The organism is Mesorhizobium ciceri WSM4083 (genome assembly GCF_000519305.1).
GTDB classification, from domain to species: domain Bacteria; phylum Pseudomonadota; class Alphaproteobacteria; order Rhizobiales; family Rhizobiaceae; genus Mesorhizobium; species Mesorhizobium ciceri_B.
In genome coordinates this window covers 167153-181148 of the sequence record NZ_JAFG01000006.1, presented here as the reverse complement: position 1 = coordinate 181148, position 13996 = coordinate 167153, and the positions used below count along the sequence as shown (strand labels likewise).

Annotated in this window: 11 protein-coding genes and 1 riboswitch; of the genes, 7 read left to right on the top strand and 4 right to left on the bottom strand. The window is 64.5% G+C overall.

The genetic code is table 11. The annotated features are described in order from the left end of the window. Positions 1–146 precede the first annotated feature (146 nt). Positions 147–1322 (top strand): phosphoserine transaminase, encoded by a 1176-nt coding sequence (locus tag MESCI2_RS0114255; RefSeq protein WP_027037177.1) that lies wholly within the window; start codon positions 147–149, stop codon positions 1320–1322. Positions 1323–1389: 67 nt separating this feature from the next. Beyond that, complete coding sequence (gene serA, locus MESCI2_RS0114250) at positions 1390–2991, top strand: phosphoglycerate dehydrogenase (protein ID WP_027037176.1); 1602 nt, start codon at positions 1390–1392, stop codon at positions 2989–2991. 56 nt (positions 2992–3047) lie between these two features. On the opposite strand, the gene MESCI2_RS0114245 is transcribed toward serA, so the two are convergent. Beyond that, the gene (locus MESCI2_RS0114245; protein WP_027037175.1) at positions 3048–3959 is read right to left on the bottom strand and encodes a DMT family transporter; all 912 of its coding nucleotides are present in this window, start codon (positions 3957–3959) and stop codon (positions 3048–3050) included. A 208-nt stretch (positions 3960–4167) separates the two neighbouring features. On the opposite strand from MESCI2_RS0114245, the gene MESCI2_RS0114240 reads away from it, so the two are divergent. Further along, positions 4168–5466, top strand: a complete 1299-nt coding sequence (locus MESCI2_RS0114240; RefSeq protein ID WP_027037174.1) for an adenylosuccinate synthase — start codon at positions 4168–4170, stop codon at positions 5464–5466. Between the two features lie 74 nt (positions 5467–5540). Beyond that, entirely contained in the window at positions 5541–7199 is a 1659-nt protein-coding gene (locus MESCI2_RS0114235; protein ID WP_027037173.1) for a hypothetical protein, read from the top strand. 74 nt (positions 7200–7273) lie between these two features. Here MESCI2_RS0114235 and MESCI2_RS0114230 read toward each other — a convergent pair whose 3' ends face one another. From MESCI2_RS0114230 to MESCI2_RS0114220, 3 genes are read right to left on the bottom strand one after another with little or no spacing between them, the layout of a single operon-like run. Then, positions 7274–7510 (bottom strand): type II toxin-antitoxin system CcdA family antitoxin, encoded by a 237-nt coding sequence (locus tag MESCI2_RS0114230; protein ID WP_027037172.1) that lies wholly within the window; start codon positions 7508–7510, stop codon positions 7274–7276. A 59-nt stretch (positions 7511–7569) separates the two neighbouring features. After that, positions 7570–9390, bottom strand: coding sequence for an ABC-F family ATP-binding cassette domain-containing protein (locus MESCI2_RS0114225; RefSeq protein ID WP_027037171.1), 1821 nt, complete (start codon positions 9388–9390; stop codon positions 7570–7572). Position 9391: 1 nt separating this feature from the next. Continuing rightward, on the bottom strand, positions 9392–10054 hold the full coding sequence (locus MESCI2_RS0114220) for a thiamine diphosphokinase (protein WP_027037170.1): 663 nt from the start codon (positions 10052–10054) through the stop codon (positions 9392–9394). An 87-nt stretch (positions 10055–10141) separates the two neighbouring features. Next, positions 10142–10256: riboswitch (TPP riboswitch) on the top strand. Positions 10257–10299: 43 nt separating this feature from the next. Here MESCI2_RS0114220 and thiB point away from each other — a divergent pair. From thiB to thiQ, 3 genes are all read left to right on the top strand, one after another. Then, positions 10300–11298: a thiamine ABC transporter substrate binding subunit gene (gene thiB, locus MESCI2_RS0114215; RefSeq protein ID WP_027037169.1), complete on the top strand. Its 999-nt coding sequence runs from the start codon at positions 10300–10302 to the stop codon at positions 11296–11298. Between the two features lie 246 nt (positions 11299–11544). After that, positions 11545–13167 carry a thiamine/thiamine pyrophosphate ABC transporter permease gene (gene thiP / locus MESCI2_RS0114210; RefSeq protein WP_027037168.1) on the top strand — a complete coding sequence of 541 codons (1623 nt, stop codon included), beginning with the start codon at positions 11545–11547 and terminating at the stop codon, positions 13165–13167. Further along, entirely contained in the window at positions 13160–13939 is a 780-nt protein-coding gene (gene thiQ, locus MESCI2_RS0114205; protein ID WP_027037167.1) for a thiamine ABC transporter ATP-binding protein, read from the top strand. Before thiP ends, thiQ begins: the two co-directional genes overlap by 8 nt. Positions 13940–13996: the final 57 nt, after the last annotated feature.

The following is a 13996-nucleotide window of genomic DNA, read 5'->3' as shown; positions in this document are numbered from 1 at the left end:
TGAAGTCCCGACATCCTGATCACAGATCGCCGGTATCCCGGCAGCGACAAAAACTTTCCTCTTGACGCCTGAAGCCCGAACGAATATCGCCGTCCGTGGGCCACCCCTCCCCAACGAGGGGCCACTATCTGGAAGGATAGACCACGATGACGACGCATACGAAGCCCGGACTCCGTCCGGCAAATCCCAATTTCTCCTCAGGTCCCTGCGCAAAACGCCCCGGCTGGTCGGTCGAGGCGCTGAACGCTGCCGCGCTCGGCCGTTCCCACCGCGCCAAGATCGGCAAGGCCAAGCTCGAACAGGCGATCGAGCTGACGCGCGACATTCTCCAGGTCCCGGCGGGTTATCGCATCGGCATCGTGCCGGCGTCGGACACCGGTGCGGTCGAGATGGCGCTGTGGTCGCTGCTCGGCGAGCGCGGCGTCGACATGGTTGCCTGGGAGAGCTTTGGCTCCGGCTGGGTCACGGACGTGGTCAAGCAGTTAAAGCTCGCCGACGTGCGCAAGATCGAAGCCGGCTACGGCGAACTGCCCGACCTCACCAAGATCGATTTCGACCGCGATGTGGTCTTCACCTGGAACGGCACCACGTCGGGCGTGCGCGTGCCGAACGGCGATTTCATTCCCGCGGACCGCAGGGGCCTGACCGTCTGCGATGCGACTTCCGCCGCATTCGCGCAGAGGCTCGACTTCGAAAAGCTCGATGTCGTCACTTTCTCCTGGCAGAAGGTGCTGGGCGGCGAGGGCGCTCACGGCATGCTGATCCTGTCGCCTCGCGCCGTCGAGCGGCTGGAAACCTACAAGCCCTCATGGCCGCTGCCGAAAATCTTCCGCCTGACCTCGGGCGGCAAGCTGATCGAAGGTATCTTCAAGGGCGAGACCATCAACACGCCCTCGATGCTGTGCGTCGAGGACTACCTCGATGCGCTCAACTGGGCGAAGTCGACCGGCGGCCTCGACGCGCTGATCGCCAGGGCGGATGCCAATGCGGCCGTCCTCGATCGCTTTGTCGGCAAGTCCTCCTGGCTCGGTCATCTCGCCGGCCAGCCGGCGACACGGTCGAACACGTCCGTCTGCTTGTCCTTCACCGACCCGGACGTGTCGGCGCTCGATGCCGACGGGCAGGCGGCCTTCGCCAAGGGGCTGGTGTCGGTGCTCGACAAGGAAGGCGTCGCCTACGATATCGGTGCCTATCGCGACGCACCGCCCGGCCTGCGCATCTGGTGCGGCGCGACGGTCGAGACGTCGGATCTGGAAGCGCTGCTGCCTTGGCTCGACTGGGCCTTCGCCGCGCAGAAGGCGTCGCTCAAAGCGGCGGCCTGAGATCGTTCGCGGCGGCCTTCGGGCCGCCCATTCCCATCAGGATCAAATCCATTTCAAGGAGGCCGCCATGGCGCCCCGCGTTCTCGTCTCAGACAAACTCTCCCCCACCGCCGTGCAAATCTTCAAGGATCGCGGCGTCGAGGTCGACTATCTGCCCGATCTCGGCAAGGACAAGGAAAAGCTCGCTGAAGTGATTGGCCAGTATGATGGCCTCGCCATCCGCTCGGCGACCAAGGTCACCGAAAAGCTGATCAACGCCGCTACCAATCTCAAAGTCATCGGCCGCGCCGGCATCGGCGTCGACAATGTCGATATCCCGGCGGCAAGCCGCAAGGGCATCATCGTGATGAACACGCCCTTCGGCAATTCGATTACCACAGCCGAACATGCGGTGGCGATGATCTTCGCGCTGGCGCGCCAGATCCCTGAAGCCAACGCCTCGACCCATGCCGGCAAATGGGAAAAGAACCGCTTCATGGGCGTCGAGATCACCGGCAAGACGTTGGGCGTCATCGGCTGCGGCAACATCGGTTCGATCGTCGCGACGCGCGGCGTTGGCCTCAAGATGCACGTCATCGCCTTCGACCCGTTCCTGTCGGACAGCCGTGCCGAGGAGCTTGGCGTCGACAAGGTCGAGCTGGACGAACTGTTCGCCCGCGCCGATTTCATCACGCTGCACACGCCGCTGACCGACAAGACACGCAACATCATCGATGCCGCGGCGATCGCCAAGATGAAGAAGGGCGTGCGCATCATCAATTGCGCACGCGGCGGTCTGATCGTCGAGGCCGACCTGATCGCGGCGCTGAAAAGCGGCAAGGTGGCCGGCGCCGGCGTCGACGTCTTCGAGGTCGAACCGGCCGAGAACAACGAACTGTTCGGCATGGAGAATGTGGTGGCGACGCCGCATCTCGGCGCCTCGACGACGGAGGCCCAGGAGAATGTCGCGCTGCAGGTTGCCGAGCAGATGGCCGACTATCTGATCAAGGGCGCCGTCTCCAACGCCATCAACATGCCGTCGATCACCGCCGAGGAGGCGCCGCGGCTAAAGCCCTTCGTCAAGCTTGCCGAGGTGCTCGGCGCCTTTGTCGGCCAGGTCACCGAGGATCCGATCAAGGAGGTGGAGATCCTGTTCGACGGCTCGACCGCGACGATGAACACGCGTGCGCTGATCAGCGCCGCACTCGCCGGGCTGATCCGGCCTCAGGTCTCGGACGTCAACATGGTGTCGGCGCCGATCATGGTGAAGGAGCGCGGCATCATCGTCGCCGAGGTCAAGCGCGACAAGTCGGGCGTGTTCGACGGTTATATCAAGCTGACGGTGAAGACCGAGCACATGACGCGCTCGATCGCCGGCACATGCTTCTCGGATGGCAAGCCACGCTTCATCCAGATCAAGGGCATCAACCTCGATGCCGAGGTCGGCCAGCACATGCTCTACACTACCAATGCGGACGCGCCGGGCATCATCGGCCTGCTCGGCACCGTCTGCGGCGAGAATGGCGTCAACATCGCCAACTTCCAGCTCGGCCGCAACCGGCCGGGCGGCGATGCCATAGCGCTGCTCTATCTCGACGCGCCGTTCCCTGAGTCGGTGCTGGAAAAGATCAAGGCTCACAAGTCGATCGACTCGGCCAAGAGGCTGCAGTTCGACGTCAACGCGATGTGATCTCCACTCGTTGTGAAAGATAAAGGGCGCGGGCCGCTTCCGCGCCTTTTTGTCGTTCAGCGTGCCCCGGCCGATGGCAGGTTCGCTGTCTTGCGCCCGCTGTATTCGGCAAGGCCGATGCCGCCCAGCACGAGCACCAAAGCCAGTGCCTGATAGAGGTGGAACGTCTCGCCGACGATCAGCACCGACAGCAGCGTGCCGAAGATCGGCACCAGATTGATGAACAGGCCGGCGCGGTTGGCGCCGATCAGTTCGTTGCCCCTGATGTAGAAGATCTGCGAAACGACCGAGGCGCCGATCGCCGTATAGACGATGACAGTCCAGCCGCGCGCGTCGGGCATGATGACCTTGCCGGCGAGAACCTCCCACAGGAAGAACGGCAACGAGGTGACGAGTGCCGCAACCGACAGGGCCAGCATCAGGCTCTGCCAGTGCATCACCGGCTTCAGCCGCAGCCCGACCGAATAGCCGCTGTAGAGAAAGACGGCGACCAGCATGATGGCGTCGCCGAAATTGAGTTCCAGCGCCAACAGCCGGCGCGGGTCGCCGTGGCAGGCGGTGAGGATCACGCCGGCGATGGTCAGCACGACGCCGACAATCTGCGCCCAGTTCACGCGCAGGCGGAAGAAGACGAAATTGGCAGTCATGATCAGGATCGGCATCGCCGCCTGTTCGATCGAGACATTGATCGCTGTCGTGTAGTTGAGCGCCGTGTAGAAGATGGTGTTGAACAGGGTGAAGCCGCTGGCACCGAGGGCGACCAGCACGAACCAGTGCTTGCGGACCACCGGCCAGTCCTTCTGGATGGTGTTCCAACCGATGGGCAGCATGATCGCCACGGCCAGCACCCAGCGCAGGAAGACCAGCGTCATCGGCGACACGTGATCGACCGCCAGCTTGCCGGCCACCGAATTTCCGCCCCAAAGCAAGGTGGTGAGCAGCAGGAATATATAGGCGCTTCGATGCATCGCGGGATTCCAGTCGCCGGAGCTGCGGTGTTTGCCGGCCTATTGCCCCCGCTCGCCCAAGTAAATGATGTCAAAGCCGAAAATTGTTGTGCCTCAGGGCATTTTCGACGGCAAAGAAAGGTCGCGCTCGCGAGGTCTTGACGTTATAGAGGCCTGTCGTTTCGAACCATATTCAAGCCGCTTGGCGGCGTCTCAAGGGAAAAGAAACATGGCCAATGTGGTGGTCGTCGGCTCGCAGTGGGGTGACGAAGGCAAGGGCAAGATCGTCGACTGGCTGTCGGAGCGCGCCGATGTCGTGGTGCGTTTCCAGGGCGGCCACAATGCCGGCCATACGCTGGTCGTCGACGGCAAGGTCTACAAGCTGTCGTTGCTTCCGTCGGGCGTCGTGCGCCAGGGCAAGCTGTCCATCATCGGCAATGGCGTCGTGTTCGACCCGCACGCTTTCGTCGCCGAAGTGGCGAAGCTCAAGGCGCAAGGTGTCGAAGTGGCGCCGGATCGCCTGAAAATAGCCGAAAACACAGCGCTTATCCTGTCCCTGCATCGGGAGCTGGACGGATTCCGTGAGGACGCCGCATCCAATTCCGGGACGAAGATTGGCACGACCCGTCGTGGCATCGGCCCCGCCTACGAGGACAAGGTGGGCCGGCGCGCGGTCAGGGTGATGGATTTGGCGGATTTGGAAACACTGCCCTTGAAAGTCGACAGGTTGCTGACGCACCACAATGCGCTGCGTCGCGGGCTTGGTCACGCGGAAGTCACGCATGACGCGATCATGCAGGAGCTGACCTCGGTCGCCGACGACATCCTGCCCTATATGGACCGGGTCTGGAAGATCCTCGACGACAAGCGCCGGGCTGGCGAGCGCATCCTTTTCGAGGGCGCGCAGGGCACACTGCTCGATATCGACCACGGCACCTATCCGTTCGTTACCTCGTCGAACACGGTGGCCGGACAGGCTGCCGCCGGCTCCGGCGTTGGCCCGGGCGCCATCGGCTATGTGCTCGGCATCACCAAGGCCTATACGACACGCGTCGGCGAAGGTCCGTTCCCGACCGAGCAGAAGAACGAGATCGGCGAATTCCTCGGCACGCGCGGCCATGAGTTCGGCGTCGTCACCGGTCGCAAGCGCCGCTGCGGCTGGTTCGACGCGGTGCTGGTGCGCCAGGCCGTCGCTGTCAACGGCATCAAGGGCATCGCGCTGACCAAGCTCGATGTGCTTGACGGGCTGGACGAGATCAAGGTCTGCACCGGTTATCGTCTCGACGGCGAGATGATCGATTATCTGCCGGCCAGCCAGGGCGCGCAGGCACGTGTCGAACCGGTCTACGAGACGCTCGAGGGCTGGAAAGGCACCACTGCCGGCGCGCGCAGCTGGAACGATCTGCCGGCCCAGGCGGTCAAGTATGTCCGCTACATCGAGGAGCTCATCGGCGCACCGGTCGCGCTCCTTTCCACCAGCCCGGAACGCGACGACACGATACTTGTGACCGATCCGTTTCAAGACTAGTTTCTGAAGCCTTCCGGGCATCGCGGCTGATTTGCGGGGGCCGGCGCGGAAACAAAATACAGGTCGACTGAAGCATGGCAGATTTCGTTGCTGTTCTGAAAAAGGCGCTCGCCAAGCATGGCGACGAGACGCCGGAAAAGCGTACGCGCATCTATGCCAGCGTTCGTACCATGCTGGCGAAGAAGCTTGCGGAATATTCGCCGCCGCTGGCCACCGAAGCCGTAGCCACTCAGACGCGTTCGCTGGAAGACGCGATCGCGAGCGTCGAGCGGGACTATGCCAAGAGCGTACCGGAAACCGATCCGCTCGCGGAACTGGAACACATCTTTTCGTCGATCGATCGCAACAAGAACCAGCCAAGCCATACAAGGCAGCCGGCGAAGGCGGAATCGGCCTGGCCCGCGCCGCCCGTCGCCAAGCCCGAGCCCTATCAACCCGCGCCGCCGCCTGCCGCCAAGGTCGAGCCAAGCTGGCAAAGATCGACGCCGGCGCCTGTCCAGCCGGCTCGCGCCGACACGCCTCTTCCAGGCATGAACGCCGGGGAGGCGGACGACGAGGCCGATGTCTTTTCCAGCAACGAAGACAATGAAGGGCCGGTACCGGACACCTTCCAGCGCCTGCGTCCCGCCGAGCGCAAGCGCAGCTATGGCGGGCTGATCGCCGCTGTCGTCGCACTGCTGGTCGTAGCCGGCGGCGGCTATGGCATCTGGCTGAACAAGGACGCCTTCGGCAAGATGCTGGGGCTTGGCGGCAACCAGGTCGCGAAAACCGAGCCTGTGAAGCCGGCGCCGGCCAAGCCGGCAACCGATGCCGCGGCAGCGCCGCCGGCGCCCGCGGCTGGCGGCACGGAAGCCGAAAGCACGAAATTCACTCAGCGGCTGACACCGCAGGGCAGTGAAGTCGACCCAGGTCCGGCCGGTGGCCAGAGCGGCATCGGCGAAGGCGAATCGGTCGCGGCGCTGACCACCCCGCCCTCGGCCACGAACGCACCGGCGATTTCCGCACCGCCCGCCGGCACGCCTGCCGCGACTACGCCTCCGGCGACAGATGCCGCCCCCGCAACCCCGCCTGCCAACGGAGCCGCCCCGGCAGCGCCGGCCGATGCCGCCGCCACGCCGCCAGCACCGGCAGGCGCCGCGCCGCCCGCCCCGGCAACCGCGCCTGCGGAAGCCGCTCTGCCGGTCGGCCAGAAGGCGATCTTCTATGAGGAGCGCACCAGCACCGCCCAGGGCTCCGCCGAGCCCGGCAACATCGTCTGGTCGCTGGTGCAGGAATCGCCCGGTGGCGACCTGCCGCCGGAGCCGGCGATCCGCGCCGAGGCGACCATTCCCGGCAAGGACATCCAGTTGCGCATGACCATTCGCCGCAACACCGACCAGACGCTGCCGGCCAGCCATATTATCGAGATGATCTTCCTGACGCCCGACGGTTTCGAGGGCGGCGGCGTCGACAACATCCTGCGCGTCGCCATGAAGAGTTCGGAACAGGATGCCGGCAGCCCGCTGATCGGCATTCCGGCCAAGATCGCCGACGGCTTCTTCCTTGTCGCGCTCAACGACACCAAGGCCGACGAAGACGCCAACATGACCCTGCTGCGCGGCCAGGACTGGATCGACGTGCCGGTCGTCTACAAGACCGGACGGCGGGCATTGCTGACCATGGAAAAGGGCATTCCCGGCGAGAAGGTGTTCGACGAGGCGATCAAGGCCTGGCAAGCGAAGACGGCTGGCTGAGAAGCCCATTTCGCCGAGATGTTGGTGCCTCTCAGAAGCTTCTCAGAGCGCTGGCAAGGGATCGTGGCGCCGCATCAGAACAGCCGATGTTTGGCCAATGGGAGCCCGTTGCGTCTGACATAGTCATTCCAGCCCGCAATGGCTTCTTTGTTTTCTCCTTGCCATCGACGCGTTTTTTCGGCCGCAATCGCTTTCATAATACCTTCCTCGGCGGCGCCGGAGATATCGATATTCAGCGTCTTGGCCTCTTCGATCAGCTGTGAACTGATCGATATGCTGATCGACTTTCGCTGAGGTTTCGGCTTGAGCATGGAGTCCGCCTTCTTCTATGCGCCCGATACAATAGACGCATAAAACCTGAGCGCCACCACTACCCCTCCATCTCTTCGCGCAGCATCTCCAGTTCCAGCCACTCTTCCTCGAACGCAGCCAGTGTGGCGCGCTCCTTGTCGAGGGCGGCGATGGTTTTCTGGAAGGAGGCAGGGTCGCGCTCGTAGTAGGCGGGATCGGCGATGTTGTTCTCAAGCCTGGAGATCGACGCCATCACAGCCTCGATTTTCTTGGGCAGCGATTCCAGCGCGAACTTCTGCTTGAACGACAGTTTCTTCGCTGGTCCCTTTGGCGCAGTGGCCTCGCTTTTGCCGGGTGCTGGCGCTTCGCCGGTCTCGGCCTTCGCGCGCGCCTTGCGGTCGTCCAGCCGGGTGCCGCCGCGCTGCGCCAGCATGTCGGAGTAGCCGCCGGCATATTCGATCCAGCGGCCTTCACCATCCGGCGCGATCAGGCTGGTCACGGTGCGGTCGAGGAAATCGCGGTCGTGGCTGACTAGGATGACGGTGCCGGCGAAACCGGCGACCAGTTCCTGCAGCAGTTCCAGCGTCTCCATGTCGAGATCGTTGGTCGGCTCATCCAGCACCAGAAGGTTTGCGGGCCGCGCCAGCACGCGCGCCAGCAAGAGCCGCGCCCGCTCGCCGCCGGACAACTCGCGCACCGGCGTGCGCGCCTGCTCCGGCTTGAACAGGAAATCCTTCATGTAGGAGACGACGTGACGCTGCTCGCCATTGATGACGAGGTTCTCGCCGCGCCCGTCGGTGAGATACTGCGCCAGCGTCTCCTGCGGGTCGACCGCCTCGCGCTTCTGGTCGAGCGTTGCGATCTCCAGATTTGTGCCGAGCCGCACCGAACCGGCGTCCGGCTTCATCTCGCCGGTCAGCATCTTCAAGAGCGTGGTCTTGCCGGCGCCGTTCGGCCCGACCAGGCCAACGCGATCGCCGCGCTGGATGCGGGTCGAAAACCCCCTGACCACGGTGAGATCGCCAAAGCTCTTCTCGATGTTTTTGGCCTCGATCACCAGCTTGCCGGATTCGGCGGCGTCGCTCGCCACCATGGTCGCCGACCCTTCGGCGCCGCGATGGCCGCGAAAACGCTGGCGCATGGTCTGCAACTCGCCGAGGCGGCGCATGTTGCGCTTGCGCCGCGCGGTCACGCCGTAGCGCAGCCAGTGCTCCTCACGCACGATCTGGCGGCCGAGCTTGTGCTGCTCGCGCTCTTCTTCCTCCAGGACCAGGTCGCGCCATTCCTCGAAATGGCCAAAACCCTTGTCCAGCCTGCGCGTCTGGCCGCGATCGAGCCAGACGGTGGCGCGCGACACGCGCTCGAGGAAGCGGCGGTCGTGCGAGATGACGATCAGTGCCGAGGAGGTGCGGATGAGTTCTTCTTCCAGCCATTCGATGACCGAGAGGTCGAGATGGTTGGTCGGCTCATCGAGCAGCAGGATATCGGGCTCGGGCGCCATGACGCGGGCAAGGGCGGCGCGCCTCGCCTCGCCGCCCGACAGGTCGTTCGGACGTTCCTCACCCGACAGTCCGAGATGCTCCATCAGATAGCTGGCGCGGTAGGGATCGTCGGCGGGGCCAAGCCCGGCCTCGACATAGGCGCGGACAGTGGCAAAACCCTCCATGTCGGGCATCTGCGGCAGATAGCGGACGGTCGCCGAAGGCTGGCGGAACACCTCGCCGTCCTGCGGCTCGATCAGGCCGGCGGCGATCTTCAGCAGCGTCGACTTGCCGGATCCGTTGCGGCCGACCAATGCGATCTTGTCGCCTGCCGAAGCGGTCAAGGCGGCGCCATCGAGCAGCGGCGTGCCGCCGAATGTCAGTTTTATCCCGTCGAGATTGAGAAGGGGCGGGGCCATGTCAGCTTTCAGGTAAGGGATAGGGATGAGCGAGCAGCATCGCGCGGCCATGGCCGAGCGCGATTTCGAGGCGGCCCCCGCCGGTCTTGTCGGACTTGACCTCGTTGGAAATGGTCAGCGACGAACCGAAGGCTACCTCGACGTGAGCGAGCGGCCATTTGGCGCCGGTGACGGTCAGGCCGGCAAGCTCGGAAAAGCCGAGCACCGAAAACAGCGTGCCGTCGGCATAGTCGAAGCCAGCCGTTCCGTGCAGCAGGGGGACGCCTTCCTGGGCGCCGCTGGTCAAAAGCACATCAGTCCCGGCCTCCGCCAGCCGCAAGGCAAGCGCCAGATGCAGGAAAGCGTGGTCGGCGCGCTTGCCGCCAAAGGCGCCGGCGAGCACCAGGCGGGTCGCGCCGTGTTCCAGTGCCGCGGCAATGGCAAGTTCGCCATCGGTCTGGTCCTTTTCCGGCGGGAAGGTCCGGCGCGGCACGGAAGCGAGGTCGTCCGGCAGGTTGGCCGGCACGGAATCGAAATCGCCCACCCACAGTTCCGGCACGAGACCCAGCAGCCGCGCATGGCCGATGCCGGCGTCGGCGGCGATGACGCGGGAGCGTTCGACCTGACGGTCGAGCCGTGGCGTGCGGATGAGATCGCCGCCAAGCAGGATGGTGAATGTGCTCATATCGTGTGGCCCTTATCAGCCCGGCACGGGAAACGGAAGGCGGCAAACTCCCGCTTGCATGGCGGATCGGCCGGGCCTATGTGTCGAAATGCTCTAACGGGGTGCCGGACGCGATCTTCGCGGACCGGCTGAGAGGCAGTCTCGCCAACCCGCTGAACCTGATCCGGTTTGTACCGGCGGAGGGATTAGACGTTTCGGACAGTCCGACGCCTCAATTCCTTTCAATTCGAACGAAGGAGGCGCCGATGCGCACGCTTTTATACGCTTTTGTCTCAGCAATGACCGTGGTGTTGTCCGGACCGGCCTTGGCCAAGGACAAGCTCACCGTCTACACCTATGAGAGTTTCACCGCCGACTGGGGTCCGGGTCCCGTGGTGAAGAAGGCGTTCGAGGCCGAATGCGGCTGCGACGTCGACTTCGTCTCGGTCGCCGACGGCGTCGCGCTGCTCAACCGCGTCAGATTGGAAGGCGCATCGACCAAGGCCGATATCGTGCTTGGCCTCGACACCAATCTCACCGCCGATGCCAAGGCATCAGGTCTGTTCGCGCCGCATGGCGGCGTGACCGATGTCAACGTGCCGGGTGGCTGGAGCGACGATACTTTTGTCCCCTTCGACTACGGCTATTTCGCTGTCGTTTACGACACCGAGAAGCTGAAGAACCCGCCGAAAAGCCTGAAAGAGCTGGTCGAAGGCAGTGCCGACGGCAAGATCGTCATCCAGGATCCACGCACCTCGACGCCGGGCCTCGGCCTGCTTCTGTGGGTCAAGTCGGTTTATGGCGACAAGGCGCCGGAGGCCTGGGCCAAGCTCAAGGGGAAGGTGCTGACCGTGACGCCAGGCTGGAGCGAGGCCTATGGGCTGTTCACCAAGGGCGAGGCGCCGATGGTGCTGTCCTACACGACGTCGCCGGCATACCACATGGTCGCCGAGAACACCGAGCGCTACCAGGCGGCCTCCTTCGAGGAGGGCGAGTATCTGCAGATCGAGGTGGCGGGTATCACCACGACGGGGGCCAAAAACCCGCTGGCGGCCAAGTTCATCGCCTTCATGACCGGGCCGAAATTCCAGGATGCCATCCCCGAGACCAACTGGATGTTCCCGGCCGGCAAGACCGACAAGCCGCTCAATCCGGCCTTCGACAAACTGGTCAAGCCAACGAAGACCTTGCTGTTCAGCCCCGAGGAGGTTGCGGCCAACCGCAAGGCCTGGGTCGACGAATGGCTGGCGGTGATGAGCAAATAATTTGGCCGTATGATCGCAAGATGAGTGCTCTACGGCGCCCCCCTCTGTCCTGCCGGGCATCTCCCCCACTTGGGGGGAGATTGGCTGCCATCGGCGATTTCGCCCATCGCCAATGTTGCTGGAGTGAGCGAGGCGTCGAAATTGCCAATCTCCCCCCTTGTGGGGGAGATGTCCGGCAGGACAGAGGGGGGCGCGAAGGAACGCAATCCTTTGTAAGTGCCGCGATCCGGAGATTGGTGGTCCGGCGTGCAACGCACAGCCTCTGACCCTCGCATCACCGCCGGCATCATCGCGCTTGCCGCTATCGCGCTGCTGATCGGCGGCGCGTTTGCTGGCCTGCTTTTCGAGGGCGCCCATGATTTCTCGGGCGCTTGGGCAGCCTTCGATCCCTATCTGCTTCGCGTCATTCGCTTCACGCTCTGGCAAGCGGCACTGTCGACGCTGCTTTCGGTCATTCCGGCGCTGTTTGTGGCACGCGCTCTGTCGCGGCATCCACGTTTCTTCGGCCGCGGCTTGATCCTGCAGATCTTCGCCGTGCCGTTGGCGCTGCCGGCCATCGTCGCGGCGCTAGGCATTCTGGCGCTTTATGGCCGTGCCGGCTATTTCGCCGGCGTGCTTGCCGTTATCGGCGGCGGAAGCTGGCCGGGCATCTATGGCCTGTCCGGTATTCTTATCGCCCATGTCTTCTTCAACCTGCCGCTGGCGACGCGGCTGTTCCTCGAGGCGCTGCAGACCATACCGGCCGACCAATGGCGGTTGGCGAGCCAACTCGGCATGGCGGCGCGGCCGGCGTTCCGGCTGATCGAATGGCCAACGCTGCGCGCCGCACTGCCCGGCGTCGCCGGGCTGGTGTTCATGCTCTGCATCACATCCTTCACCATCGTGCTGACGCTCGGCGGCGGGCCGGCCGCGACGACGCTGGAGGTCGGCATCTACCAGGCACTGCGCTTCGATTTCGATCCCGCGCGGGCCGTTACACTGACGCTGCTGCAGATCGCCTTGACCTTTATCGTGGTGCTGGCCCTGACGCGGCTAGGCGCCAATGTGGTCGGCGACACCAATTTGCCGGTTGCGCAACGCCGGTATCTCTCAGTCGGCGGGCGCGAGACCTGGCTCAACGCTGTGCTGATCCTGCTTGCGCTGCTGTTCGTTGTTGGGCCGATGGCGGCCACCGTGATGGCCGGGTTGGGTGCGGATCTCGGCCGTTTGGCCAGCGAGGCCACTGTCCGGCAGGCGACCCTGACTAGCGCGGCGCTGGCCTTCCTGTCGGCACTGATCTCGGTGATGCTGTCGCTGGCGCTGACCATGGCGCGGCGGGCACTGGCGCTGAACCGCAGTGCCGGCGCAAAGACACTGCTCGAACGCGCTGCCGATACAGGCGCCGGCTTTGTCCTTGTCGTGCCACCGATCGTCGTCGGCGCCGGCTGGTTCCTGTTGCTGCGCCATGTCGGCGATGTCTTTGCCATCGCCCCGGGCATGGTCGTCACCGTCAACGCGGTAATGGCGATGCCGTTCGCCCTGCGCGCCGTGCGTCCCGCCTATGATGCGGCGAGCGAGCGTCACGAACGGCTCTGCGCACAGCTCGGCATTGCGGGCTGGAACCGGCTGATGCTGGTCGACTGGCCGTCGCTGCGGCGCCCGCTGGCCACGGCCTTCGCTTTCGCCATGGCGCTGTCGCTCGGCGATCTCGGTGTCATTGCCCTGTTCGGCAGTGATTCCGTGCAGACATTGCCCTACCTTCTTCTGGCTCGGATGGGCAGCTACCGCACCGAGGATGCCGCCGGCCTGGCACTGCTGCTCGGTGTCGTCTGTCTCGCGTTGATCGTGGCGGCGAACTGGCTGGGAAGGGAGAAGGTCCGGGATGCGTGAGGCGGCCAGCAGGCTTGAAAAGGGCGCATCGGTGCGGCTGGACAAGGTGTCGTTCAGTTATGGTGAGGTGCCACTTGTCTTCGACGTCGAGTTCGCCACGGCGAAGATCACCGCCATCATGGGTCCGAGCGGTTCGGGCAAGTCGACGCTGCTCAATCTGGTCGCCGGCTTCGAGACCCCACAATCGGGCCGCGTGCTGATCGGCGGGGCCGATGTCAGCGCCGAGCCGGCCTCGGCGCGGCCGGTGTCGATGGTGTTCCAGGAGAACAATCTCTTCGCGCATCTTTCCCTCGAGCAGAATGTCGGGCTCGGCCGCTCGCCCTCCCTGGGGCTGACCGAGGCGGACCGCGCCGCGGTCGCCGAGGCGCTTGTGCGCACCGGTCTCGCGGGCAAGGAGAAACGCCTGCCGCGCGAGCTCTCCGGAGGCGAACGCCAGCGCGTCGCACTGGCCCGCGTGCTGGTGCGCGACCGACCGGTGTTGCTGCTCGACGAGCCCTTCGCTTCGCTCGGACCCGCTTTGCGCGACGAGATGCTGGATCTGGTTGCCGCCGTTCATGCCGAACGCGCCATGACAGTGCTGTTCGTCACCCACCAGCCGGGCGATGCACGCCGCATCGGCGAGCATATGGTGTTTGTCGACAATGGGTTGGTCGCCGCGACCGGCAAGGCTGATGATTTCTTTGCCGGGGCTGGTCCGGAGGCGTTCCGGCGCTATATCGGCGCGGGTGCCGGCTATTCCACATCACGCGATGTTGCCCGGAAGCGGACATAATTTACGGTCAAACCGGCTTCAGGCGATGTGGCGTTTGCTTGCCATGACCGGGGGAGT

What these genes read in the sequence shown, in the direction of transcription:
- MESCI2_RS0114255 (WP_027037177.1), top strand. Translation starts at nt 147, where the DNA reads ATGACGACGCATACGAAGCCCGGACTCCGTCCGGCAAATCCCAATTTC.
- serA (WP_027037176.1), top strand. Translation starts at nt 1,390, where the DNA reads ATGGCGCCCCGCGTTCTCGTCTCAGACAAACTCTCCCCCACCGCCGTG.
- MESCI2_RS0114245 (WP_027037175.1), bottom strand. Translation starts at nt 3,959, where the DNA reads ATGCATCGAAGCGCCTATATATTCCTGCTGCTCACCACCTTGCTTTGG.
- MESCI2_RS0114240 (WP_027037174.1), top strand. Translation starts at nt 4,168, where the DNA reads ATGGCCAATGTGGTGGTCGTCGGCTCGCAGTGGGGTGACGAAGGCAAG.
- MESCI2_RS0114235 (WP_027037173.1), top strand. Translation starts at nt 5,541, where the DNA reads ATGGCAGATTTCGTTGCTGTTCTGAAAAAGGCGCTCGCCAAGCATGGC.
- MESCI2_RS0114230 (WP_027037172.1), bottom strand. Translation starts at nt 7,510, where the DNA reads ATGCTCAAGCCGAAACCTCAGCGAAAGTCGATCAGCATATCGATCAGT.
- MESCI2_RS0114225 (WP_027037171.1), bottom strand. Translation starts at nt 9,390, where the DNA reads ATGGCCCCGCCCCTTCTCAATCTCGACGGGATAAAACTGACATTCGGC.
- MESCI2_RS0114220 (WP_027037170.1), bottom strand. Translation starts at nt 10,054, where the DNA reads ATGAGCACATTCACCATCCTGCTTGGCGGCGATCTCATCCGCACGCCA.
- thiB (WP_027037169.1), top strand. Translation starts at nt 10,300, where the DNA reads ATGCGCACGCTTTTATACGCTTTTGTCTCAGCAATGACCGTGGTGTTG.
- thiQ (WP_027037167.1), top strand. Translation starts at nt 13,160, where the DNA reads ATGCGTGAGGCGGCCAGCAGGCTTGAAAAGGGCGCATCGGTGCGGCTG.